Source organism: Pedobacter sp. B4-66 (genome assembly GCF_018492665.1).
Taxonomy (GTDB): domain Bacteria; phylum Bacteroidota; class Bacteroidia; order Sphingobacteriales; family Sphingobacteriaceae; genus Pedobacter.
On the sequence record NZ_JAFVME010000005.1, the window covers coordinates 362,949 to 384,408 of the forward strand.

General features: G+C 37.7%; 19 protein-coding genes. 16 read left to right on the forward strand and 3 right to left on the reverse strand.

Going from position 1 to position 21,460, the window contains the following annotated elements:
- Window positions 1-132: 132 nt before the first annotated feature.
- From J1905_RS11025 to J1905_RS11050, 6 genes are read left to right on the forward strand one after another with little or no spacing between them, the layout of a single operon-like run.
- Window positions 133-1,257, forward strand: coding sequence for a hybrid sensor histidine kinase/response regulator (locus J1905_RS11025; protein WP_214227305.1), 1,125 nt, complete (start codon window positions 133-135; stop codon window positions 1,255-1,257).
- 28 nt (window positions 1,258-1,285) lie between these two features.
- On the forward strand, window positions 1,286-4,873 hold the full coding sequence (locus J1905_RS11030) for a response regulator (protein WP_214227306.1): 3,588 nt from the start codon (window positions 1,286-1,288) through the stop codon (window positions 4,871-4,873).
- Between the two features lie 4 nt (window positions 4,874-4,877).
- On the forward strand, window positions 4,878-5,243 hold the full coding sequence (locus tag J1905_RS11035) for a response regulator (RefSeq protein WP_214227307.1): 366 nt from the start codon (window positions 4,878-4,880) through the stop codon (window positions 5,241-5,243).
- 5 nt (window positions 5,244-5,248) lie between these two features.
- Window positions 5,249-6,073, forward strand: coding sequence for a CheR family methyltransferase (locus J1905_RS11040; RefSeq protein WP_214227308.1), 825 nt, complete (start codon window positions 5,249-5,251; stop codon window positions 6,071-6,073).
- The gene (locus tag J1905_RS11045) at window positions 6,070-6,633 is read left to right on the forward strand and encodes a chemotaxis protein CheB (RefSeq protein ID WP_214227309.1); all 564 of its coding nucleotides are present in this window, start codon (window positions 6,070-6,072) and stop codon (window positions 6,631-6,633) included. Before J1905_RS11040 ends, J1905_RS11045 begins: the two co-directional genes overlap by 4 nt.
- A gap of 26 nt (window positions 6,634-6,659) precedes the next feature.
- Window positions 6,660-7,028 (forward strand): response regulator, encoded by a 369-nt coding sequence (locus J1905_RS11050; RefSeq protein WP_173094367.1) that lies wholly within the window; start codon window positions 6,660-6,662, stop codon window positions 7,026-7,028.
- A 72-nt stretch (window positions 7,029-7,100) separates the two neighbouring features.
- On the opposite strand, the gene J1905_RS11055 is transcribed toward J1905_RS11050, so the two are convergent.
- Complete coding sequence (locus J1905_RS11055) at window positions 7,101-8,783, reverse strand: DUF8614 domain-containing protein (protein ID WP_250318076.1); 1,683 nt, start codon at window positions 8,781-8,783, stop codon at window positions 7,101-7,103.
- A 205-nt stretch (window positions 8,784-8,988) separates the two neighbouring features.
- Between J1905_RS11055 and J1905_RS11060 the strand changes: the two genes are divergently transcribed.
- Window positions 8,989-9,822, forward strand: a complete 834-nt coding sequence (locus J1905_RS11060; protein ID WP_214227311.1) for an N-acetylmuramoyl-L-alanine amidase — start codon at window positions 8,989-8,991, stop codon at window positions 9,820-9,822.
- 61 nt (window positions 9,823-9,883) lie between these two features.
- On the opposite strand, the gene J1905_RS11065 is transcribed toward J1905_RS11060, so the two are convergent.
- Window positions 9,884-11,545 carry a glutamine--tRNA ligase/YqeY domain fusion protein gene (locus J1905_RS11065; RefSeq protein WP_214227312.1) on the reverse strand — a complete coding sequence of 554 codons (1,662 nt, stop codon included), beginning with the start codon at window positions 11,543-11,545 and terminating at the stop codon, window positions 9,884-9,886.
- 79 nt (window positions 11,546-11,624) lie between these two features.
- On the opposite strand from J1905_RS11065, the gene J1905_RS11070 reads away from it, so the two are divergent.
- The 8 genes from J1905_RS11070 (at window position 11,625) to J1905_RS11105 (ending at window position 18,881) form a co-directional block, all read left to right on the forward strand.
- Complete coding sequence (locus tag J1905_RS11070; RefSeq protein WP_173094363.1) at window positions 11,625-12,044, forward strand: cobalamin B12-binding domain-containing protein; 420 nt, start codon at window positions 11,625-11,627, stop codon at window positions 12,042-12,044.
- A gap of 3 nt (window positions 12,045-12,047) precedes the next feature.
- The gene (locus J1905_RS11075) at window positions 12,048-12,830 is read left to right on the forward strand and encodes an enoyl-CoA hydratase/isomerase family protein (RefSeq protein ID WP_214227313.1); all 783 of its coding nucleotides are present in this window, start codon (window positions 12,048-12,050) and stop codon (window positions 12,828-12,830) included.
- A 171-nt stretch (window positions 12,831-13,001) separates the two neighbouring features.
- A complete protein-coding gene (locus J1905_RS11080; protein ID WP_173094360.1) occupies window positions 13,002-14,402 on the forward strand; it encodes a sigma-54-dependent transcriptional regulator in 1,401 nt (466 codons plus the stop codon).
- A gap of 7 nt (window positions 14,403-14,409) precedes the next feature.
- Window positions 14,410-16,041: a sensor histidine kinase gene (locus J1905_RS11085; protein WP_214227314.1), complete on the forward strand. Its 1,632-nt coding sequence runs from the start codon at window positions 14,410-14,412 to the stop codon at window positions 16,039-16,041.
- 13 nt (window positions 16,042-16,054) lie between these two features.
- On the forward strand, window positions 16,055-17,512 hold the full coding sequence (locus J1905_RS11090; protein ID WP_214227315.1) for an ATP-binding response regulator: 1,458 nt from the start codon (window positions 16,055-16,057) through the stop codon (window positions 17,510-17,512).
- A 262-nt stretch (window positions 17,513-17,774) separates the two neighbouring features.
- Window positions 17,775-18,041 carry a YtxH domain-containing protein gene (locus tag J1905_RS11095; RefSeq protein WP_214227316.1) on the forward strand — a complete coding sequence of 89 codons (267 nt, stop codon included), beginning with the start codon at window positions 17,775-17,777 and terminating at the stop codon, window positions 18,039-18,041.
- 23 nt (window positions 18,042-18,064) lie between these two features.
- Window positions 18,065-18,454, forward strand: a complete 390-nt coding sequence (locus J1905_RS11100) for a phage holin family protein (RefSeq protein WP_214227317.1) — start codon at window positions 18,065-18,067, stop codon at window positions 18,452-18,454.
- Window positions 18,432-18,881, forward strand: a complete 450-nt coding sequence (locus J1905_RS11105; protein WP_214227318.1) for a hypothetical protein — start codon at window positions 18,432-18,434, stop codon at window positions 18,879-18,881. Before J1905_RS11100 ends, J1905_RS11105 begins: the two co-directional genes overlap by 23 nt.
- Before the next feature lie 97 nt (window positions 18,882-18,978).
- Here the strand turns inward: J1905_RS11105 and aspS are convergent, their stop codons facing one another.
- Entirely contained in the window at window positions 18,979-20,724 is a 1,746-nt protein-coding gene (gene aspS / locus J1905_RS11110; RefSeq protein ID WP_214227319.1) for an aspartate--tRNA ligase, read from the reverse strand.
- A 189-nt stretch (window positions 20,725-20,913) separates the two neighbouring features.
- On the opposite strand from aspS, the gene J1905_RS11115 reads away from it, so the two are divergent.
- Window positions 20,914-21,459 carry an RNA polymerase sigma factor gene (locus tag J1905_RS11115; RefSeq protein WP_214227320.1) on the forward strand — a complete coding sequence of 182 codons (546 nt, stop codon included), beginning with the start codon at window positions 20,914-20,916 and terminating at the stop codon, window positions 21,457-21,459.
- Window position 21,460 lies beyond the last annotated feature (1 nt).

Consider the following 21,460-nt stretch of genomic DNA (forward strand, 5'->3'; position numbering starts at 1 on the left):
CTATTAGTTTGTTATTCCTTTAAGATATATAAGTTTAAACGCTCAATATTCTCTGAAGTTGTTTAACTTTAGATCAAAACTACTATACAAATTATTTGCTAATGCTAATTAGAAGCTTATTCCTCTTTACTAATGATATTAATTGTAGATGATACTCCAGAGAACCTGATTTCTTTAAAAAGGGTTCTTGAAAGGCATAATTTTGAAGTTGATACCGCATCCTCAGGTGAAGAGGCTTTAAAAAAAGTTCTTAAGAACGAATACGTCCTGATTATTCTGGATGTACAGATGCCGGGAATGGACGGCTTTGAAGTTGCAGAGGCCATTTCAGGGTATAGTAAGGCCAAAGAAACAGCCATCATCTTTTTATCAGCAGTAAATAAAGAGCTTAAGTTTATTACTAAAGGGTATTCATCGGGAGGGCTTGATTACATTACCAAGCCCGTTGATATGGATATTTTGCTTTTGAAAGTAAAAACGTTTTACCGGATTTATGAGCAAAGCAGAAAGCTGATTGAAATTCAAAAGGCATTGCTGGATGAAATTGAATATAGAAAGCAGGCAGAACGTAAAAAGGATGAATTTATCAGCATTGCCAGTCATGAATTAAAGACTCCGCTAACCAGCGTTAAGGGCTATATGCAATTGTTGGGAAGAAGCGTTGAAAAAGGCGACATCCCAACTGTAAAAAAACACCTGGAGAAAGCGCAGATTCAGTTAGAGAAGCTAAATGAGCTGATTGCAGATTTACTGGATATCTCAAAAATTGAGAGCGGGAAGCTTAAGTTTAATAAGAAGTGTTTCTCAATTGATGAACTGCTGGATAGTGTAATTGACATTATTCGCCAGACTAACCCCGAATTCAATATCCTTAGAAAAGAGAAAATAGTCTTGGAAGTTTATGCCGATGAAATGCGGATTGAACAGGTAATTATTAACTTTTTGACGAACGCCATTAAGTATTCGCCGGGCACCAGCGAAATACAGATCAACGTAAATGTGATTGGTGAAAAGGTTTATGTGGGGGTTCGCGATTTTGGGATTGGGATTGCGCCAGATCAGCAAAAATCAGTATTCGATAAGTTTTATAGGGTTGAAGAAACGGCAATACATTTTCAGGGCTTAGGCATTGGACTATTTATCTCTGCCGAAATCATAAAAAGGCACGGGGGGGAGGTTGGCGTGAAAAGTACTCCCGGTGAGGGATCTGAGTTTTATTTCATTTTACCTATAAATTCTGGTGCTGAGACAGACTAGCTGAAACAGATTAAAAGACATTAATTTTATGAAAGAAGAATCTTTAAGAAATAATCTCCGATTTGGCTTAGGGCTATCGTTATTGATACTTTTTATCTCCTCGATGGCATCTTTTGTAAGCATAAAGAACCTTATTCAGAATGCAGAAATGGTTTCGCATAGCAATGTGGTTATGACCGATCTGGACGGTGTAATATCGACACTAAAGGACGCGGAAACCGGGCAAAGAGGCTATTTGCTAACCGGCGACAAGGTTTTTCTGGAACCATATAGAGGCGCAAGGGAAACTGCGATTAACCTATTGAACAAAATTAGCTCTGATACAAGAGACAATCCATTTCAACAGAAAGGCGCTAAAGAGTTGCAAGATATTATTGAAGGCAGGCTAGACATTATTGACAATACCATTGATTTAAAAGGTAAGGGAGGGAGCGTTAGCACAGGCCAGTTGCTGGATGGAAAGGTGTATATGGATAAAGCCAGGACCACCATAAAGAAAATGCAGGCCGAAGAAAAGAGATTGCTTGACAACAGGACGGCCAGTATGAATAAACTGGCAGGTTATACTCCCATTTTGATTCTTATTGCCGCTTTTTTTGCCATTTTAATTACTGTGTTTTTTTATAGAAGAGTTTCATCAGATTTTAATACCCGAAGGAGATTGCAGAGAGAATTGCAGGAAAAGAAGGATGAGATGGACAATAGAATTGAGGTTATTCAGGAGATTGCAGCTCAGGTTTCTAGTGGAAACTATCAGATCAGGATGAATGATGAGCAGAAAGATGGCTTGGGTAGTTTATCCGGTTCATTGAATTCAATGGCCGAATCGCTTCAGTATTCTTTTGCACTTTTAGCAGATAAGGAATGGCTTCAATCGAGTATTGCTTCTCTTAATGATAAAATGGTGGGAGAAAAGAGTGTTGAGGAGCTGACAAACGACATCATTGAGGACATTATAGCACATACGAATAGTACAGTAGGTGCCTGCTACTTACTAGAAGATGATGAACGATTGCATCTTACAGGAAGTTATTCGTTGGCAACAAATGAGGCAAAAGAAAGATTAGACGTTGGAGATGGTCTTGTTGGACAGGTGTTTAAATCTGGTAAGCAAATATTGATCAATGACATCCCCGAAGGCGAAATGACCATTAGCTTCACCGCCGGAACTACCAAGCCCCGTAATATTGTTGCATTTCCTATAATTAGACACAATGAGGTGATAGGAGTGATGGAATTGGGCTCTTTAGGTGCATATAGTCCATTGCAATTGGAATTCTTTAATAGTACTTCCAGCAATATTGGCGTTGCAATACATGTAGCGCAGAATCGTAAAAAACTGCAGGAGCTTTTAGAAGAAACTCAGGCACAGGCAGAAGAATTGCAGGCTCAGCATAGTGAATTGGAAGGATTAAATGCCGAATTGGAAGCTCAAACACAAAAAATACAAACTTCTGAGGAGGAGTTAAGGGTACAGCAGGAGGAATTATTGCAAAGCAACCAGGAGCTTGAAGAAAGAACCAGTTTGCTTGAAGAAAAGAACCAGCTGATACAGGAGAGAAACTTAGATATACAGCAGAAAGCAGAGCAATTGGAGCAAAGTACCAAGTATAAATCGGAGTTTCTGGCCAATATGTCGCACGAGCTGCGTACCCCGTTAAACTCGATACTGTTGCTGTCTAAATTGATGTCGGAGAATAAAGAGCTAGACAAAGAATACGTAGAATATGCAGACGTGATTCAAAGCTCTGGACAAGGGTTACTGGGATTGATTGATGAAATACTCGATTTATCTAAAATTGAGGCTGGTAAAATGAAGCTGGAATTTGATGACATCAGTATTAATGAGGTTGTAACAGATATGCGCTCATTATTTGATCCATTGGCTAAGAGTAAGGGGCTAGATCTTGTTATTGATGTAGACCAAAATATAAATACCATTAATACCGATAAAATGCGGTTAGAGCAGATCTTAAAGAACTTGCTTTCTAACGCAATTAAGTTTACAAGTCATGGTAAGGTTTCACTAACAGTTTCCAGAGATGAAGCGAATAAGTACACCCTGTTTAAAGTTACCGATACAGGCATCGGTATTCCTGGTGATAAACTTGGGCTGATATTCGAAGCCTTTCAGCAGGCTGATGGTTCGACCAGAAGGAAGTTTGGTGGTACAGGACTTGGCCTTTCTATAAGTAGAGAGTTGGCTAAGCTTTTGGGTGGCGAAATTGAGTTGACCAGTAAGGAAAATGTGGGCAGTGAGTTTACTTTTTCTTTGCCCGTGGATCGATTAGCTGTAGTTAAAGAGGAAGAATTACACGCGGAAGAGACTTTAGCTCAGGTAGAAAAGCAAAAAGAAGTTGTTCTGGAACGATTTACTGTTGATCGCATTCCGCAAGAAATAGCCGATGATAGGGACAACATTAATGAAGATGATAAAGTAATCTTAATTGTTGAAGATGATACGGGTTTCGCTAAGACCCTTTTAAATTTTACACGTAAAAGGAATTATAAAGGCATTGTAGCGGTAAGAGGAGATGTGGGAATAGAATTGGCCAATCATTATAAGCCTCTGGCTATTTTATTGGATATTCAACTTCCTGTTAAAGATGGCTGGCAGGTAATGGAGGAGTTAAAATCTAATCCTAAAACCAAGCATATTCCTGTTCATATCATGTCATCACTTGAGGTTAAAAAGGAAAGCTTATTGAAGGGAGCGGTAGATTTTATCAATAAACCGGTTGCTCTTGAGCATATGGCTCAGATTTTCCAAAAGCTTGAACATGCCTTAACCAAGGGGCCTAAAAAAGTACTTATTGTGGAAGAAAATAAGCAGCATGCACAGGCTTTGAGCTATTTCTTAAGCAACTACAATATCAATACTCAGGTAGCTAATAATGTTACCGAAGGGATTGGTGCTTTACAAGAAAAAGAGGTGGATTGCGTGATTCTGGATATGGGAATCCCTGATAAAAATGCATACGAGACCTTGGAAACCATAAAGAAAAGTGAGGGATTGGAGAACTTGCCTATCATCATTTTTACCGGGAAAAACTTATCCAAAGGAGAAGAAAGCAGAATTAGGCAGTACGCAGACTCAATTGTGGTTAAGACAGCTCATTCTTATCAGCGGATATTAGATGAGGCCGGTCTGTTTTTACACCTTATAGAAGAAAAGGAACAGGATGGCAAGCATAAAAAGCAAGCTTCTGAAAAGCTTGGGGGGTTATACGAAGTCCTGAATAACAAAACCGTTCTGATTGCTGATGATGATGTAAGAAATATATTCTCATTAACAAAAGCACTGGAACAACATAAAATGAAAGTTTTAGCAGCTACCGACGGAAAAGAAGCGCTACAAATGCTTAAAGAGAATCCATTGATAGATATTGTGCTAATGGACATGATGATGCCTGAAATGGACGGATATGAAAGCACAAAGGAAATCAGAAAGATTCCTGCATATAAATATTTACCGGTTTTGGCTGTTACTGCCAAGGCAATGATGGGCGACAGGGAGAAATGCATTGCAGCAGGTGCATCAGATTACATCTCGAAACCTGTTGACATTGATCAGCTGATCTCATTATTGCGTGTTTGGCTTTACAATAAAGTGTAACTATATGGCGAAAAAAGTTTTAATAATTGATGATGATAATAGGAACATTTTTGCCTTGTCAGCTGTTTTAAAAGCAAAAGGCTATCAATGTTTAACAGCAACTGGCGGCGAAGAGGGTATAGATCTGCTTAAAGAGAATAAAGAGATTGCAGTGGTATTGATGGATATGATGATGCCTGGGATGGACGGATACGAAGCTATTGCCAAAATAGATGAAAGTCCTGAGATTAAGCATATCCCTGTAATAGCGGTTACTGCGCAGGCTATGGTTGGTGATAGAGAGCGGTGTCTTAATGCTGGTGCGGTTGGTTATGTTTCTAAACCCATTAATGTTGAAGAGTTAACAAGTTTGCTCATAAAGTATATTTAACTGAATTGGAACTCTCTGTAATTAACGACGATCATGTTGAGATTTTACTCTCAGACCTACTGGAGCAGTATGGGTATGATTTTACAGGGTATTCAAAAGCGTCTTTAAAGAGAAGAATTGCACGGTTATACAGTCTGGATAGGGCGGTAAGTTTTGCAGAGTTCAGATATAAGATAAATAATGATAGTTTATACTTTAAGCGGTTTGTAGAACAGATTACAGTTAATGTAACAGAAATGTTTAGAGATCCCTCTTTTTTTAAAACATTAAGAGATGTAGTATTGCCAAAGCTCGGAACATACCCATTTATCAGGATTTGGCTTGCAGGCTGTTCAACAGGAGAGGAAGCATATTCAATTTCTATTATTTTGAAAGAGCTTAACCTGCTTCATAAGTCTTTGATCTACGCTACAGATTTAAATCCGATTGTATTGGAGAAGGCTGCGCAAGGTATGTTCGGGATGAATAGTATGAAGCAGTATTCTGAGAATTATATCTTGTCGGGCGGGTTAAAAGACTTTTCTAGCTATTATACAGCTAATTATTCATTGGCAAAGTTTGATGACGAACTAAAAAGCAAGATTATATTTTCAACGCATAATTTGGTTTCGGATTACTCATTTAATGAGTTTCAACTCATTTTATGTAGAAATGTGCTGATCTATTTTGATAGGGAACTGCAGCAGAAAGTATTAAATCTTTTTGATGAGAGTCTCGAAGAATTGGGTTATTTGGCACTTGGGAGTAAGGAAACAATTAACTTTTCAGGAATTACTGACAAGTATAAACGGTTGGATTCGGAGAAAATCTGGAGGAAAATAGAACGATGAAAAAGTGTGAAGCATTTATTATAGGAGGGTCTGCGGGGAGTTTGGATGTACTTTTAAAAATACTGCCACTGATTAATGCTGCAATAAAATTCCCGATCGTTATTGTTATACATCGTAAGCACGGAACGGATTCTTTATTGCCTGATTTATTGTCGAGCCGTACTAAACTTAAAGTTAAAGAGGTAGATGAAAAGGAGCCGATAAGTGCCGGGACGATATACATCGCTCCTTCGGATTATCACTTATTGATAGAGCAGGATAGAACATTTTCATTAGATTATTCAGAGAAAATCAACTATTCGAGACCTGCAATCGACGTTACGTTTCAAACTGCTGCAGAGGTCTATAAAGAAAAATTGGCCTGTCTTCTGTTATCTGGGTCGAACTCTGATGGGGTAAATGGATTGAAAAGCGTAAAACTATGGGGTGGTACAGCTTTAATTCAGGATCCAAAGACTGCTCAGGTAGCTTACATGCCGGCGCAAGCGCAAGCTAATGTGAAAATAGATAGCGTTTTAAGTATAGAAGATATTGCAGAATTTATAAATTTGTTATCTTAAACTTTATAGTTAACCATAGCCTCAAAATGGAGAAGAATAAAAGAGTGTTCCTGTTTGATGATAATGCAGAAATTTTAGAATTGTGCACAATTATTCTGGAAGACGCAGGTTATGATATTAAGACGTCGTCGACGTCTAATAATATTATAGACCAGGTGTTATCTTATGTGCCGGACATTATTTTTATGGACAATTGGCTTCCTGATGTGGGGGGTATAGACGCCACCAAAGAGCTTAAGGGACACGAAACACTGAAAAGTATTCCGGTAATCTATTTCTCTGCTAATAACGACGTAAAAGCTTTAGCTGCGGAAGCAGGAGCTGATGGTTATCTATCGAAGCCATTTGATATTCAGGAACTGGAAGATATTATTAGCAAGCACCTAGCTGTTTAAAAAAGAGATACATACTAAAATGCCCTGTATCAAGTTATGATGCAGGGCATTTTAGTATGTATTCCGCTTAGGTTATTTTACACCTAATACATCAACTCCCTGTTCAAAGATGATGTCAACAGGGATTCCCTTTTTAGTTAATTTATCTAAATCTGCTTGAAGTTCTGTAGAGATAACTGCGTTTTCTTTTTGCGTTTTCTCTACGGCAGCTTTGTCTCCATTTCCTTGAAGGGTTATAATTAAGTTACTTAGCTTGTTCATTGCAGTTTCAAACTTAGCAAAATCGACTTTGTAAGTGCCGTTTTCATTTCTGATGAAAGCTCCATTCTCTTTAAAGAAATTGAAGCATTGCATATTGGCTTTACCATGCGCGCTTGCTGCTCCAAACCTTACAGAACGAAGAATGCCAGCCATGTAAGTAGTATAAAACTGTTTTATATCACCTTCCAGTTCCCCTTTTTTAAGTAGCCCGGTAACCATGTAAAGGCCTAAAACATCGGCTTTGCCTTCTTCAAGCCATGAATATTGTTCTTGCAAAGCTTCTTTTACAAATCCTTTGCCTGTAATTGTTTTTTTGATTCCTAAACCATGAGCAACTTCATGGAACATTACATTCGCAAAGAATGCATCAAAATTGATGTATTGCTGCTGATCTTTATCAATAAGTTCTTTTGCAATCGGGATAAGAATTTTGTCAAATTTGGCTTTCATCGCGTTTTTCAACTGTGAGCGCCTTGTACCTTTCTTTTGCTGAATAATCTCGTCATTTGGAAGGTTTACAGCTATTGTTTTTGACCCTGCATTGCAATCACCGGCGTAATAAACTACATCATACGCATTTAATTCAGAGTCTGTACCCGGTTTCTCTTTCTTGTATTTAGCATCAACAGGCAAACCTTGTTGTAGCTGCGGAAGCATACTTACATATTTTGCTAATCGCTTGCTCCATACTTTATCTTTTATCAACACATAGGCCTCGTAAGACGCGCGTGCATTGAATAATTTGTCTTCATAATTCTCAATAGGGCCAATTATAATATCAAGATTATTGGTTTTCATGTCTAGCCATGCGTAATCACTGGCAGTATAGTTGTCAGTTACCAGAGCATCTGCACGTAGTGTTAAGTATTTCTTCAGTCCGGCGTCTTCAGCAAGTAATGCAGCTTGCTTTAAAAGGTTAGAAGCTTTTTGAAGCTCGGCAGCAAAAAGTATATGGTAAGGGATTGACGTTAATTTGCCTGTGCTATCCTTTTTTACAACAGAATATTGCCCGTATTTATCCTTTACATCAGAGTTTTTAAGCTCTTCTTTGGTCATACCCGCAGGATAAAAGCTGGCGGCGTCTGGCTTAGGGCCAATACCTGCTACAAACGGTTTATCTCCATTAAGCCTATCCCATGGGCCATAGTTAATCCATATAAAAGACTTTGTTTTCTCATCCTTTATCGTGTTTAATAAACTGTCTCTTTGAGGGTAGGCTTGCTTCCAAAACAACTCATCCATTATTTGAGCAGATTGTATCAATAGAGGAAGTATTTTACGCTCATTAATGGTTAGGTCATTTAGATTGCTGGTTAGCTTTACCTTTTCGTAGATATCAATACGCTCATTTACATAATTCTGTAAGCTATCGTTTGATGAAGTTATTTTTTCTTTACCGTTTGTGTTTTTGTCTTGGGGACCGCCACATGAAGCGATTCCTGCAATTATTGAGCATCCAGCAATAAAAAGACTTGCTTTGCTAATGTTTTTCATATATGATTTTTTTTGCACCTGTGAAGCTATCATAAGCAATTATACGTTAGTTATATAAGCAAATAAGGCTTATAATAGTTTCATGTTTTAGTTAGTGTTTTTATGACTACATGGCCTGCATTAGGCAAAGCAGGTTTGGTAGCACAGATTTAATTGCGACTAAAGTAGTAAAAAATAGTAATTTCACACCCTCTATCTTTTCATTATGATACATCAGATCAAATTTAAAAAAAGCTACCTCTATATTTTTGCTATTCTTATGCTTGCGTCCTGTTCTACAGGGAAATATGCTGCTACTAATAAGGTGTATAAGAAAAAGGCGGGGGAGTTTGCAGAGATTATAAAATCAATGCCTCCCACAAATCAGGGAGCCGCACTTCCTGATCCGGCGCTTCAGTCGTGGGTTGGATCCGTTAATTTTGGAATACGCAGACCTAATTTTGTAATTCTTCATCATACTGCTCAGAAATCTTCTGACCAAACTATAAAAACCTTTACAATTGCCAAAACAGAGGTGAGTGCACATTATGTGGTTGGAAGAGACGGTAAGGTAATTCAAATGGTAAATGATTATTTAAGAGCTAACCATGCAGGTGTTGGCAAGTGGGGTAACGATACGGATTTAAACTCTTCTTCTATTGGAATTGAGATTGATAATTCCGGTACTGAGCCTTATTCTGAGGTTCAGCTACAAAGCTTGATGACTTTGCTTTCTACATTAAAAACAAGGTATAAAATTCCAACGGCAAACTTTATCGGTCATTCAGATGTGGCGCCAAGAAGAAAGGTTGATCCGGCTAATTTTCCATGGAAAAGATTCGCAGAAAAAGGGTATGGATTGTGGTATGATAGCGTGCTTGTAATGCCTCCAGATAACTTTGATACAACGTTGGCGTTGAAGATTATTGGATATGACGTTAGTAATGTTCCAGCTGCAATTGTGGCGTTTAAGATCCACTTTGTACAAACAGATGTAACACCGGAATTGACACCGGCAGTTAAGCTGATTCTGTTTAATTTGCATAAAAAGTATATGTAAAAAATGGCCGGATCATTCGAATGATCCGACCATTTTTTAGTCATTAGGATAATAATCCTGCCTATTTATTGGCTTTCGCCCAGGCATCCTTAAGGGAAACGGTACGGTTAAATACCAGGATTTCCGGAGTAGAATCTTTATCTAAGCAGTAGTATCCTTTTCTGATAAACTGATAACGAGCATTCTTATCTGCATTTGCTAAGTAAGGCTCTATATATGCTTGTTTTATGATTTCAATGCTGTCTGGGTTCAGATAATCTTTGAAATCGCCCTCTTCAGCATCTGGAGATTCAGAAGTAAATAGACGATCGTACATTCTTATCTCGGCGCTTTTAGCGTGTTTGCTGCTAACCCAATGAATAGTGCCTTTAACGTTGATGCCGCTTGTATCTTCTCCACTCTTAGATTCAGGAATATAAGTGCAGTATATTTCAGTTACATTACCATCAGCATCTTTCTTAAAGTCTTCACATTTCACAATGTAAGCGTGTTTAAGTCTTACCATTGCTCCCGGAGCTAGTCTGAACCATTTTTTTGCAGGCTCTTCCATGAAGTCTTCGCGCTCAATCCATAGTTCATTGCTGAAAGGGATTTCTCTTGTTCCTCCTTTATCTTCTGCTTCAGGGTTGTTTTCACCAATGAGGATATCGTTTTGTCCTTCAGGATAATTGGTAATGATCATTTTGATAGGATCTAATACCGCCATAACCCTGTTTGCAGTTTTATTTAAGTGTTCACGAACACAGAACTCTAAAAGACTAAGTTCAATAAGGTTCTCTCTTTTAGCAATTCCGATTCTTTCACAAAACTCTCTGATACTTTCCGGAGTATAACCACGGCGTCTTAATCCGCTTATTGTAGGCATACGAGGGTCATCCCATCCGCTTACCACACCTTCGTTTACCAATTGAAGTAGCTTACGCTTACTCATAACCGTATAAGAAAGGTTTAAACGGGCAAATTCGTATTGTTTAGAAGGGAATATTTCGAGTTTCTCAATTAGCCAATCGTACAATTCGCGATGGGCCACATACTCAAGGGTACAGATCGAATGTGTAATGCTTTCAATGCTATCGCTTTGTCCGTGTGCAAAATCGTACATCGGGTAGATGCACCATTTGTTGCCGGTTCTGTGATGTTCTGCATGTTTAATACGATAGATAACAGGGTCCCTCATAATCATATTAGGGCTGGTCATGTCTATTTTCGCACGCAGGGTACAAGTTCCGTCAGGAAACTCTCCACTTTTCATTCTGCTGAAAAGATCAAGATTGTCCTCAATGCTGCGGTTTCTGTATGGACTGTCTTTACCTGCTTCAGTAGGTGTTCCTTTTAATTCGGCAATTTCCTCAGCAGTACTATCATCTACATATGCCAAACCTTTTTTAATAAGAGTTACGGCAAATTCATATAGTGAATCGAAATAATCAGAAGTATATAATTCGTTTTTCCATTCAAAGCCAAGCCACTTAATATCTGCCTGTTGACTGTCTACATATTCAGTTTTTTCAGTAACCGGATTGGTGTCGTCAAACCTAAGGTTTGTGTAGCCGCCGTATTTTTTTGTTAATCCAAAGTTTAGACATATAGCTTTTGCGTGGCCTATATGCAAATATCCATTCGGTTCTGGTGGGAAACGGGTGATTAGTGTTTCGTATTTTCCGCTATTTAAATCGTTCTCAATGATTTCTTCAATGAAGTTCAATGATCTTTCTTCACTCATAAAAACTGTAAATTTAGTGCCAAAGTTAACATAAAAGCGCTAATTTACTTACATTTACCACCTACTATTAGTATAAATTATGAGCAAAACGTTAAACAGGCCGATAAGGGTTTTAGTGGCAAAGGTTGGGTTGGATGGTCATGACAGAGGCGCAAAAGTTATTGCAACATCCTTACGGGATGCCGGTATGGAAGTAATTTATACAGGATTGAGACAAACTCCTGAGATGGTTGTAAATACCGCCTTGCAGGAAGATGTTGATGCGATTGGAATTTCCATCTTATCGGGTGCTCATATGACTGTTTTTCCTAAAATTGTAGAGATTATGAAGCAAAAGCAATTGACCGATGTTTTGCTTACAGGCGGAGGGATTATCCCGGAAAGCGACATGAAAAAGCTTAAGGAGATTGGTGTTGGGGAGTTATTTGCTCCTGGGACTACAATGGTGACAATAGTAGATTATATTAAAAATTGGGTTGCTGAAAACAGAAATTTCTAGATTATGGCTAATCAAAATATCTTATCGGAAATAAGGGACAATGTCCTTTATGTTACCATAAACCGTGAGCACAAGTTAAATGCTTTAAATAAAGATACCTTGACTGAATTGGCGGAAGCAATTGAGCTTGCGGCGAATAATGACGAGGTGCGAGGAGTTTTGCTTACGGGAGCAGGAGAGAAAGCTTTTGTTGCCGGAGCTGATATTTCGGAGTTTTCTAATTATAGTATTGAAGAGGGTGAGGAGCTTGCGCGAGCTGGGCATAAAAACGTGTTTGATGCTATTGAAAGCTGCCCTAAGCCTGTGATTGCCGCTATAAACGGATTTGCTTTGGGTGGCGGACTTGAGTTGGCAATGGCTTGCCATATTCGTATTGCCTCAGATAATGCAAAACTGGGCTTGCCAGAGGTTAGTCTGGGATTAATTCCTGGATACGGAGGTACGCAAAGATTAACTCAGTTAGTTGGTAAAGGCAAGGCGATTGAGATGATTACAACTGCTGATATGATTACCGCTGCTCAGGCAGAAAAAATAGGATTGGTAAATTATACTGTTCCCCAAACAGAGCTCATTACTAAATCGGAAGAAATTTTGAATAAAATAAAGCTAAGGGCGCCATTGGCCGTCGCTAGTGCTATTAAGTCTATAAATGCATCATTACAATATGATGTTGATGGCTTCGAAACTGAGATCAAAGAATTTGGTAAATGCTTTGATACTTTGGATTTTAAGGAAGGGACTACGGCTTTTCTTGAAAAGAGAAAACCGGTGTTTATCGGGAAATAAAGTCCTCAAATAGAAAAGCCCCATCGAATCTTTTTTGAGGATTTATGGGGCTTTGCTGTGATGTGTGAAAAAAATTGTATACTTTTTCTATAAAACTGTAGAAAATATTTCCCAGGTAAAAAAAACTAGTTATATTTATTTCATAATAATGCGCTCTAATTTTTAGGTAATATGAGAAAAATATTAATTGTTGACGATGAGGTAAACATCGGAGTGCTATTGTCCAAATTTTTAACCAGGAATTCATTTAGTGTGTCAACAGCAACAAGTGGAGTTGCAGCAATGGATTATCTGGCTAAAGAGGCTTATGATCTTGTTTTATGTGATTATAGGCTAGAGGATACAGACGGAAGAGAGATGTTAATTAAAATAAAGGAAAGTTATCCTAGTACAGGTGTAATCATTATAACCGGCTATTCAGATATTAAGCTGGCTGTAGAGTTGATTAAGCTGGGAGCATATGACTATATCACCAAGCCTTTATATCCGGATGAAATTTTAAACACGATAAATAAAGCGATAGAAACGCAGATTGCATTAAATACAAATCAATCTGAAACTTCATCTGAAACGCCTAAACAAAAAGCAGCCAAACAAGCATATAAACAAGTAGATAACTTCGTAGCCGGACAAAGTCCTGCTTCAAAGGAACTCTTAAAGCAAATTCAGTTGGTTGCGCCAACATCATATAGTGTGATTTTAACTGGAGAAAGTGGTACAGGGAAAGAATCTGTTGCCAAAGCAATCCATTTAAATAGCCCAAGGAAAGACCGCCCTTTTGTTGCTATGGATTGTGGGTCCTTAACAAAGGAATTGGCCGGTAGTGAGTTCTTTGGTCACGAGAAAGGATCGTTTACAGGTGCGCTTTATACAAAAATTGGTCATTTTGAAATGGCTAATGGCGGTACGTTATTTTTAGATGAGGTTGGAAACCTTTCTTATGATATTCAAGCGGCTTTACTTAGAACTGTACAAGAGCGTAAAATCAAAAGAATCGGTAGTACTAAAGAGATTGATTTAGATGTAAGGATTATTGTTGCAACCAATGAAAATCTTTCGAATGCTATTCAGAAAGGAAAGTTTAGAGAAGATCTTTATCATAGGTTTAATGAGTTTTCTATTGGCTTACCACCTTTAAGTCAGCGTGGTGATGATATCATGGTTTTCGCATATACATTTTTAGATGTAGCAAATCAAGAGCTTTCAAGGAATGTTCAGGGCTTTTCTGAAGAAGTTGTAGATTGTTTCTTAACCTATAACTGGCCAGGAAATGTAAGGGAACTTAAAAATGTAGTGAGAAGAGCTACTTTGCTTACTGAAAGTCAGGAAATACAACTTAAAGCACTTCCGCTTGAAATTTCTACTTATGCTAAGGCTTCAGCTATTGAAAGCTCAATTTCACGTATCGAAAAACCAAGGGATTTAAAAAATGCAGCCCTGGAAGCAGAATATGATGCCATTTTGAAAGTTTTAAGAGAAGTAAACTTTAATAAAACCAAGGCGGCAAAAATTCTCAATATCGATAGGAAAACATTGTACAATAAAATGAGAGCGATTAATTTGGATACATAGAGTGTTATTGGTAGCTACTATCATCTTTATCGGACTATTGGTGCTGGCATATTTCCTTTTTAGGAGTATGTCGGTAGTTAATGGACTAAAGGCTGAGGCTGCAGTGCTACAAAAGCAGAACAAGTATCTAAATGAACGTGTTGAAGTGCTTAACCTGGCGGAACGTATTACTCACCTTGGTAGCTGGGAGGTTTTTGTAGAAAGCGGACAAGTTAAATGGTCCGAAGAGTTATACAGGGTGTATGGCTTTAAGAATGATGACTTTTTGCCGGACACCTCGATCAATGAGCAGGTTATTGCTCCGGAGTATAGAGAAAAGGTAGCTAAAGAGTTAAAATCTGCTGTTGAAAATAAAACCTCTTTTGCTGTAGAATACCAAATTATACACCCATCAGGTGCAAGAAAGTATGTGCTGGGGCAAGGGTTTTACATCGAAGGGGAGGCTAAGCTTGTTGGTACTATACAAGATGTTACAGAGCTTAAAGAAGCGGTGTTAAAGCTTAAAATAAACGAATCTCTGTTAAGAGAAGCGGAAATGGTGTCGCACAGTGGAAGCTGGGAATGGGTTGATGGGAAAGAGTTTATTCTCTGGTCCGATGAGATGTATAACATACATGGGTTTCTACCCCATTCGGTCTTTGTTAATTTCGCGTTTTATAAAACACTTGTTCATGAAGATGATATTCAGTTCTTTATGGGTAATTTTTATAAAGCCAAGCAGGATAAAACACTCTTTAAGATAAATTACAGGATTGTACTTCCTTCCGGAGAGATCAGGCATGTACTTACAACTGCCGAATATAAAAGAATTGGCCTTAATAATAACTATGCTTATATTGGTAACACACAGGATGTAACACAGTTAAGAGAGGCGCAGGTGCAGCTTGAAGAAAAGGTAGTTGAGCTGAATCGTTCCAATCAGGATTTGGAGCAGTTTGCTTATGTAGCATCACATGATTTACAAGAGCCTTTAAGAAAAATACAGGCTTTTGGTGATCGCTTAAAGGATAAATATGCAGGGCAGATGAACGAAGAAGCCCAGGATTATATTAGTAGAATGAGAGGTGCATCCGAGAGAATGCGTGCTTTAATCGATGACCTCCTAACGTTTTCCAAGCTTACAAGAGGGAATAAAAGTTTCACTAAACTTAGATTGACTGACATTGTAAGTAAAACATTAAGTGATCTTGATTTTATAATAGAGACCAAGAAAGCAAGGGTAAAAATTAATCTTGAAGATGATGAAGTAGAAGGTGTTGAAAGTCAATTAATGCAGCTTTTTCAAAATCTAATTGGAAATTCTTTGAAATTCACTAATCAAAATGATTCACCTGGTATAGAAATATCATGTAGTATGAAATACGGTCATGATTTGAATATACCAGAGGCTAATAGAAATCATATCTACTGTGTGGTTGAAGTTAAGGACAATGGAATTGGCTTTGAAGCTGAGGACACTTTGAAAATATTTGATATTTTTCATCGTTTGCACTCGCGTGCTGATTATGAGGGTACAGGTATTGGGTTGGCAATATGTAAGAGGATAGCCGATAACCATTCAGGATTTATTTCTGCAGAAAGCAGACCCGGAAATGGGGCTGTTTTTGTGGTTATTCTGCCAAAGAAACAAAACAAATGAAAAGAGTTTAATAATGAGACAGGTAAAAGTTTTATTAATTGATGATGATGAAGATGATTACATCCTTACTAAGGGGGTGTTTGATCAGATTTCGTCGTCTTATGAGTTATCGTGGGTTAATAGTTATGAGAAAGGGATTGGCTCTATTTTAAAGAAACAATTTGATGTTTACCTGGTAGATTATAGATTGGGAAAGGGTACTGGCATTGATTTGCTTAATGAAGCAATTAACTCGGGATGTGAGCAACCAATAATCATACTTACAGGTAAGGGTGATTTAGCAATTGACGAGCAAGCCATGAACATAGGAGCGGCAGATTACCTGATAAAGGACGAAATAGAGCCCTCTTCATTGGATCGTAGCATTCGCTATTCTATTAAGGAGGCGAGTGTAACAAAGGCGCTGAAAGATAGCGAAAGTAAGTATAGGGCTATTTTTGAGCAGGCAAAAGATCCTATTCTAGTGTCTGATTATTCAGGGAAAATTTATGATATTAACAGTGCAGGATTAAAGTTTCTTGGCTACGAGCGGTCAGAAATACTCCAACTAAATACAAGTTCCATTTTTAGCAATGCTGAAGATGGAGAGAAATTTAAAGAGTTAATGGAGAGCAGTGGGTCTCTGAGTGACTTTGAGTGTGAATTAATTTCGAGTAAAGCTGAGGTGTATTATTGTAGTTTATCCTCATTTATTCAAACGGATATGGTTAATGTAAAAGAAGTTTACCATACCATAATCCACGACCTTAGTCATAGAAAAAATATAGAAGAGCGGTCGGTTAGTTTAGGTAAAATGTCTATTTCTGAACATATTGCCAAGGGGCTGGGCGAGGAGATCAGAGACCCTTTAAGTACAATAAACTTGGCATTAGATGAGCTGGCAGCAGAACCTTCAATTGTTTTTAATGAAACTGTTCAGTCTTGCCTGGAGATTATAAAGAGTAATTGCGATAGGGTAAATCAGTTGATGCAAAACTTTATCTCCAGTACGGAAACAAATACGCTTAATCTTCAGAGGCACAATATTTTAACGGTAATCGAAGAGGCTATTTCTGATGTTGAGGATTTGATAGTTGGGCACAATATAAAGTTGACCACCCAGTTTCATCAGTCGGAACAAAAAGTGTTGCTTGATAAGCCTAAAATCAAAAATGCGCTGATTAGTGTGATTAACAATGCGGTGGAGTCTATGCAGAGTTACCCGAAGATGATTCATATTACAAGTACGGCTGATAGGGGTATGTATGAGATTGGAATTGAAGATAATGGGGTTGGTGTGGACCCTAAAAATCAAGAAAAGATCTTTGAACCATTCTTTACAACGAAGAAGAGGGCTAGTGGCTTAGGACTTACACATGCTCAACGCGTATTAACAACACATAATGGCTCAATCAAACTTAAAAGACTAGCTCAGGGAAGTTTATTCCTAATCCGAATTCCAATTTACCATGAGGGAACACTCTGGTTTTAAAAACTAAAGAACGGGGTCGAATTTATTCACCTAATTGTTACTGTGATTGGCGTAGTTATTGGTATAACTTTGTTTGGAATATTGGGGTTGGTTTTTGGGCCATTATTGATATCTTATTTTGTATTATTGATAAAATATATGAAACTAGTGCAGTGACATCTGAAAGATTGGAGAGAATTAAAACAATTTTAGAGCAAGACGAGTTATAATAATACAGATCCTGGAAATAAAACATAAATGTTAAACATAAAATTAAAATGTCATGAGTGATAATTCAAAAGTATTAGTAGGGCTTTTAGCCGGGTTGGCTGCGGGTGCAGCATTGGGATTGTTATTAGCGCCTGAAAAAGGAAGTGATACGAGAGATAAGTTAAGTCAATCATTAAAAGATCTTGCAGATTCTATTAGAGATAAAGCGGCAGATGAAATAAATAACCTAACCAGCTTAAAAGATAAGGTTGTAGATTCTGTTAAAACTAAACTGCGTCAATCTGAAGAGGAATTTGTTGACGATGTAGAACACGCCTAATAATCAAGTTTTAAACGAACAGCATGGAGGAAAATCACGAAAATAAAGAGAAGGGTATTGAGGACTTATATGAAGATGCAAAAAGTTATTTAGATACCAGGGTTGAGTATACGCGACTATATCTTGTAGAGAAAATATCAAAGATCTTTGCCGATTTAGTAACCAATGCTGTAGTGGCTATATGCTTTATGCTCGCTTTTTTGTTCGGCACTTTTACATTAGCCTTGTTCTTGTCAGACCTCCTTGGAAGCTATACAAGAGGTTTTGGTTGCGTGGCGTTAATCTATGTCTTTTTGGCACTGATCGTTTATTACACGAAAGAAAAATACATCGAGAAGGCAATAATTAACTTTACTATCAGAAATTACTTTAACAAATTGGCGGATAAGGATGAAGAAGATAAGAAAATATAATATTCGCAACCTTGAAGACTTACATGCTGAGGTAGCTAGCCTAAAGGCTGAATATACCATGCAGGAAGGTGCATTGCTTAGTGATACGAAAGTATACTTCAGACAGTTTACTTTAGGAGGCTTCGTTAAGAAATATGCAACTCCATCCGCTTTTCTTAAGATAGATGATAAACTGAATCTGAGTAGTAGTGTGATGTCTTTTGTATTGCCTTTTATTATGAATACTACATTGTTTAGAGGGTCTGGGTTTCTTACAAAAACGCTAATTGGATTGGCATCAAATAAGGTAGGTAAAACCTTAGATGCAGAACATTTGTCGGCTATTTTTAATTCTGTTAAATCTTGGTTTACAGGCTCTAAGAAAAAGAAAACAAAAGAAGGTGCGGATGTTGACTATGGCATTCCACCTGATAGTGAAACATACTAGTGCGTTCTGTTAGTACCATCGTCATCCGAAATTTCAAAAAAAATGCCTGCACCATTAATCATGATGCAGGCATTTTATATTAAATCTGGTTCTTGTATTAAACAGTTGTCTTTATTTTCAATTCATTCAATTGTTTATCATCAATTGTAGATGGGCTATCAATCATAACGTCTCTGCCAGAGTTATTCTTAGGGAATGCAATTACGTCACGAATTGAGTCAAGTCCGGCAAAAATAGAACATAACCTGTCAAAACCGAATGCGATACCGCCATGTGGAGGTGCACCGAATTCAAATGCATCCATTAAGAAACCAAATTGCTTTTGTGCTTCTTCAGCTGAAAAACCTAAATGTTTAAACATTAGGGCCTGTAAAGCTCTGTCGTGGATACGTATTGAACCGCCACCAATTTCAGTTCCGTTTACTACCATATCGTAAGCATTAGCTCTTACCTCGCCTGGTTTAGAGTCAAGAAGTGCAATGTCTTCAGGCTTAGGAGAGGTGAAAGGATGGTGCATCGCATGGTATCTTTCAGATTCTTCATCCCATTCTAATAATGGGAAGTCAAGTACCCAAAGCGCACTGAATTTATTTTTATCGCGTAATCCTAAACGATTACCCATTTCTAAACGTAGTTCACTTAATTGTTTACGTACTTTATCTTGAAGACCTGCCATAACCAATACTAAGTCGCCAGGCTCAGTATTAAATGCTGCCGACCATTTCTTTAGCTCATCTTCATTATAGAATTTATCTACAGATGATTTTAAAGAACCATCTTCATTGTGTCTTAGGTAAATTAGACCTGTTGCACCAATCTGCGGACGTTTAATAAAGTCTGTAAGCTCATCCACCTGTTTACGGGTATAATTTGCACAAGCTTTTGCGTTAATACCAACAACCAGTTCTGCGTTATCAAATACAGGGAAATCTTTTCCTTTAACCAGGTCAGTGATTTCAACAAACTGCATTTCAAAACGGGTATCTGGCTTATCAGAACCATAAAAACGCATTGCATCGGCATATTGCATTCTTGGTACCTCAGGTAAATCGAAGTTCTTAATATCTTTAAATAAGGTACGGATTAAGCCTTCAAAGGTGTTTAATATATCTTCTTGCTCGATGAAAGACATCTCACAGTCTATCTGAGTAAATTCAGGTTGTCTGTCAGCACGTAAATCCTCATCTCTAAAGCACTTTACAATTTGGAAGTATCTGTCGAAACCAGACACCATTAACAATTGTTTAAAGGTTTGAGGAGATTGAGGTAATGCATAAAACTCGCCTGCATTCATGCGACTTGGAACAACAAAGTCCCTTGCACCTTCAGGTGTAGATTTAATAAGAACAGGAGTTTCAACCTCAATAAAGTCTAACCCATCTAAATATCGGCGGACAGCCTGAGCCATTTTGTGGCGTAAAATCATATTGTTACGAACCGGATTTCTACGTAAATCCAGGTAGCGATATTTCATGCGTAAATCATCACCGCCATCGGTTTCGTCGTCTATTAAGAAAGGAGGTAATTTTGCTGCATTCAATATTTCAAGTGCAGTAATTTTAATCTCAACCTCACCTGTTGGCATTTTAAGGTTCTTGTTAGAACGTTCTACTACCAATCCACTGGCTTTAATTACAAACTCTCTTCCTAGACCCCGGGCAGCTTCACATAATTCACGATTATCATCCATATTGAAAACCAACTGGGTAATCCCGTATCTGTCACGGATATCTATAAAGGTCATGCCTCCTAAATCTCTTGATTTCTGTACCCAACCACAAAGGATTACATCTTCTCCTAAGTTCTGAATGGTTAAAGCGCCGCAAGTAGTTGTTCTTAACATTCTTAAAATAATTAAGCGGCAAAAATATTCATTTTGAACCACATATTTTAAAGCCTGGCGATTTTACTTGTTATATTTAATTTATTATCTCTTTAAGTTTTTAATAAACTAAAGAAAATGAAAAGTTTTTTAAGCATGCATGCAACGTTTTAAAAAAGCAGTTGTCATATTAAACGAATCAGAAAAACATTGGAAACAGTATACATAGATAAGCACGTGGAGCTAGTTGAAGATTGCCGAAAAGGCAATCGGAAAGCGCAATTTGAAATTTACAAATTGTATGCAAAAGCTATGTATAATGTTGCTCTGAGGATAGTTAATCATGAAGCTGAGGCAGAAGATGTTTTGCAGGAGGGATTTTTAGATGCCTTTACAAGAATAGAAACCTTTAGGGGGGAAACAACGTTCGGATTATGGCTAAAGCAGATCATCATTAATAAATCTATTAATCAGTTAAGAAAGCGGAAAGCAGAATTTATAAATATTGATGAGATAGATATCCCGGAAAGTGCTGCTGAGGATGAAGAAGATTTAGCATTAAAGGTAAATGAAATCAGGGAGGCAGTGGCCAGGCTTCCCGATGGTTATAGAGTGGTGTTAACACTGTATTTATTTGAAGGATATGATCACGAAGAAATATCTCATATTCTAAAAATATCAGAAAATACATCACGTACACAATACATGAGAGCCAAAATGAAGTTGAATGGCTTATTAGAAAAGAGAGGAGTATAAG

Coding starts and splice junctions, on each gene's coding strand:
- J1905_RS11025 (WP_214227305.1), top strand. CDS start 133: ATGATATTAATTGTAGATGATACTCCAGAGAACCTGATTTCTTTAAAA.
- J1905_RS11030 (WP_214227306.1), top strand. CDS start 1,286: ATGAAAGAAGAATCTTTAAGAAATAATCTCCGATTTGGCTTAGGGCTA.
- J1905_RS11035 (WP_214227307.1), top strand. CDS start 4,878: ATGGCGAAAAAAGTTTTAATAATTGATGATGATAATAGGAACATTTTT.
- J1905_RS11045 (WP_214227309.1), top strand. CDS start 6,070: ATGAAAAAGTGTGAAGCATTTATTATAGGAGGGTCTGCGGGGAGTTTG.
- J1905_RS11050 (WP_173094367.1), top strand. CDS start 6,660: ATGGAGAAGAATAAAAGAGTGTTCCTGTTTGATGATAATGCAGAAATT.
- J1905_RS11055 (WP_250318076.1), bottom strand. CDS start 8,783: ATGAAAAACATTAGCAAAGCAAGTCTTTTTATTGCTGGATGCTCAATA.
- J1905_RS11060 (WP_214227311.1), top strand. CDS start 8,989: ATGATACATCAGATCAAATTTAAAAAAAGCTACCTCTATATTTTTGCT.
- J1905_RS11065 (WP_214227312.1), bottom strand. CDS start 11,545: ATGAGTGAAGAAAGATCATTGAACTTCATTGAAGAAATCATTGAGAAC.
- J1905_RS11070 (WP_173094363.1), top strand. CDS start 11,625: ATGAGCAAAACGTTAAACAGGCCGATAAGGGTTTTAGTGGCAAAGGTT.
- J1905_RS11075 (WP_214227313.1), top strand. CDS start 12,048: ATGGCTAATCAAAATATCTTATCGGAAATAAGGGACAATGTCCTTTAT.
- J1905_RS11080 (WP_173094360.1), top strand. CDS start 13,002: ATGAGAAAAATATTAATTGTTGACGATGAGGTAAACATCGGAGTGCTA.
- J1905_RS11090 (WP_214227315.1), top strand. CDS start 16,055: ATGAGACAGGTAAAAGTTTTATTAATTGATGATGATGAAGATGATTAC.
- J1905_RS11095 (WP_214227316.1), top strand. CDS start 17,775: ATGAGTGATAATTCAAAAGTATTAGTAGGGCTTTTAGCCGGGTTGGCT.
- J1905_RS11100 (WP_214227317.1), top strand. CDS start 18,065: ATGGAGGAAAATCACGAAAATAAAGAGAAGGGTATTGAGGACTTATAT.
- J1905_RS11105 (WP_214227318.1), top strand. CDS start 18,432: ATGAAGAAGATAAGAAAATATAATATTCGCAACCTTGAAGACTTACAT.
- aspS (WP_214227319.1), bottom strand. CDS start 20,724: ATGTTAAGAACAACTACTTGCGGCGCTTTAACCATTCAGAACTTAGGA.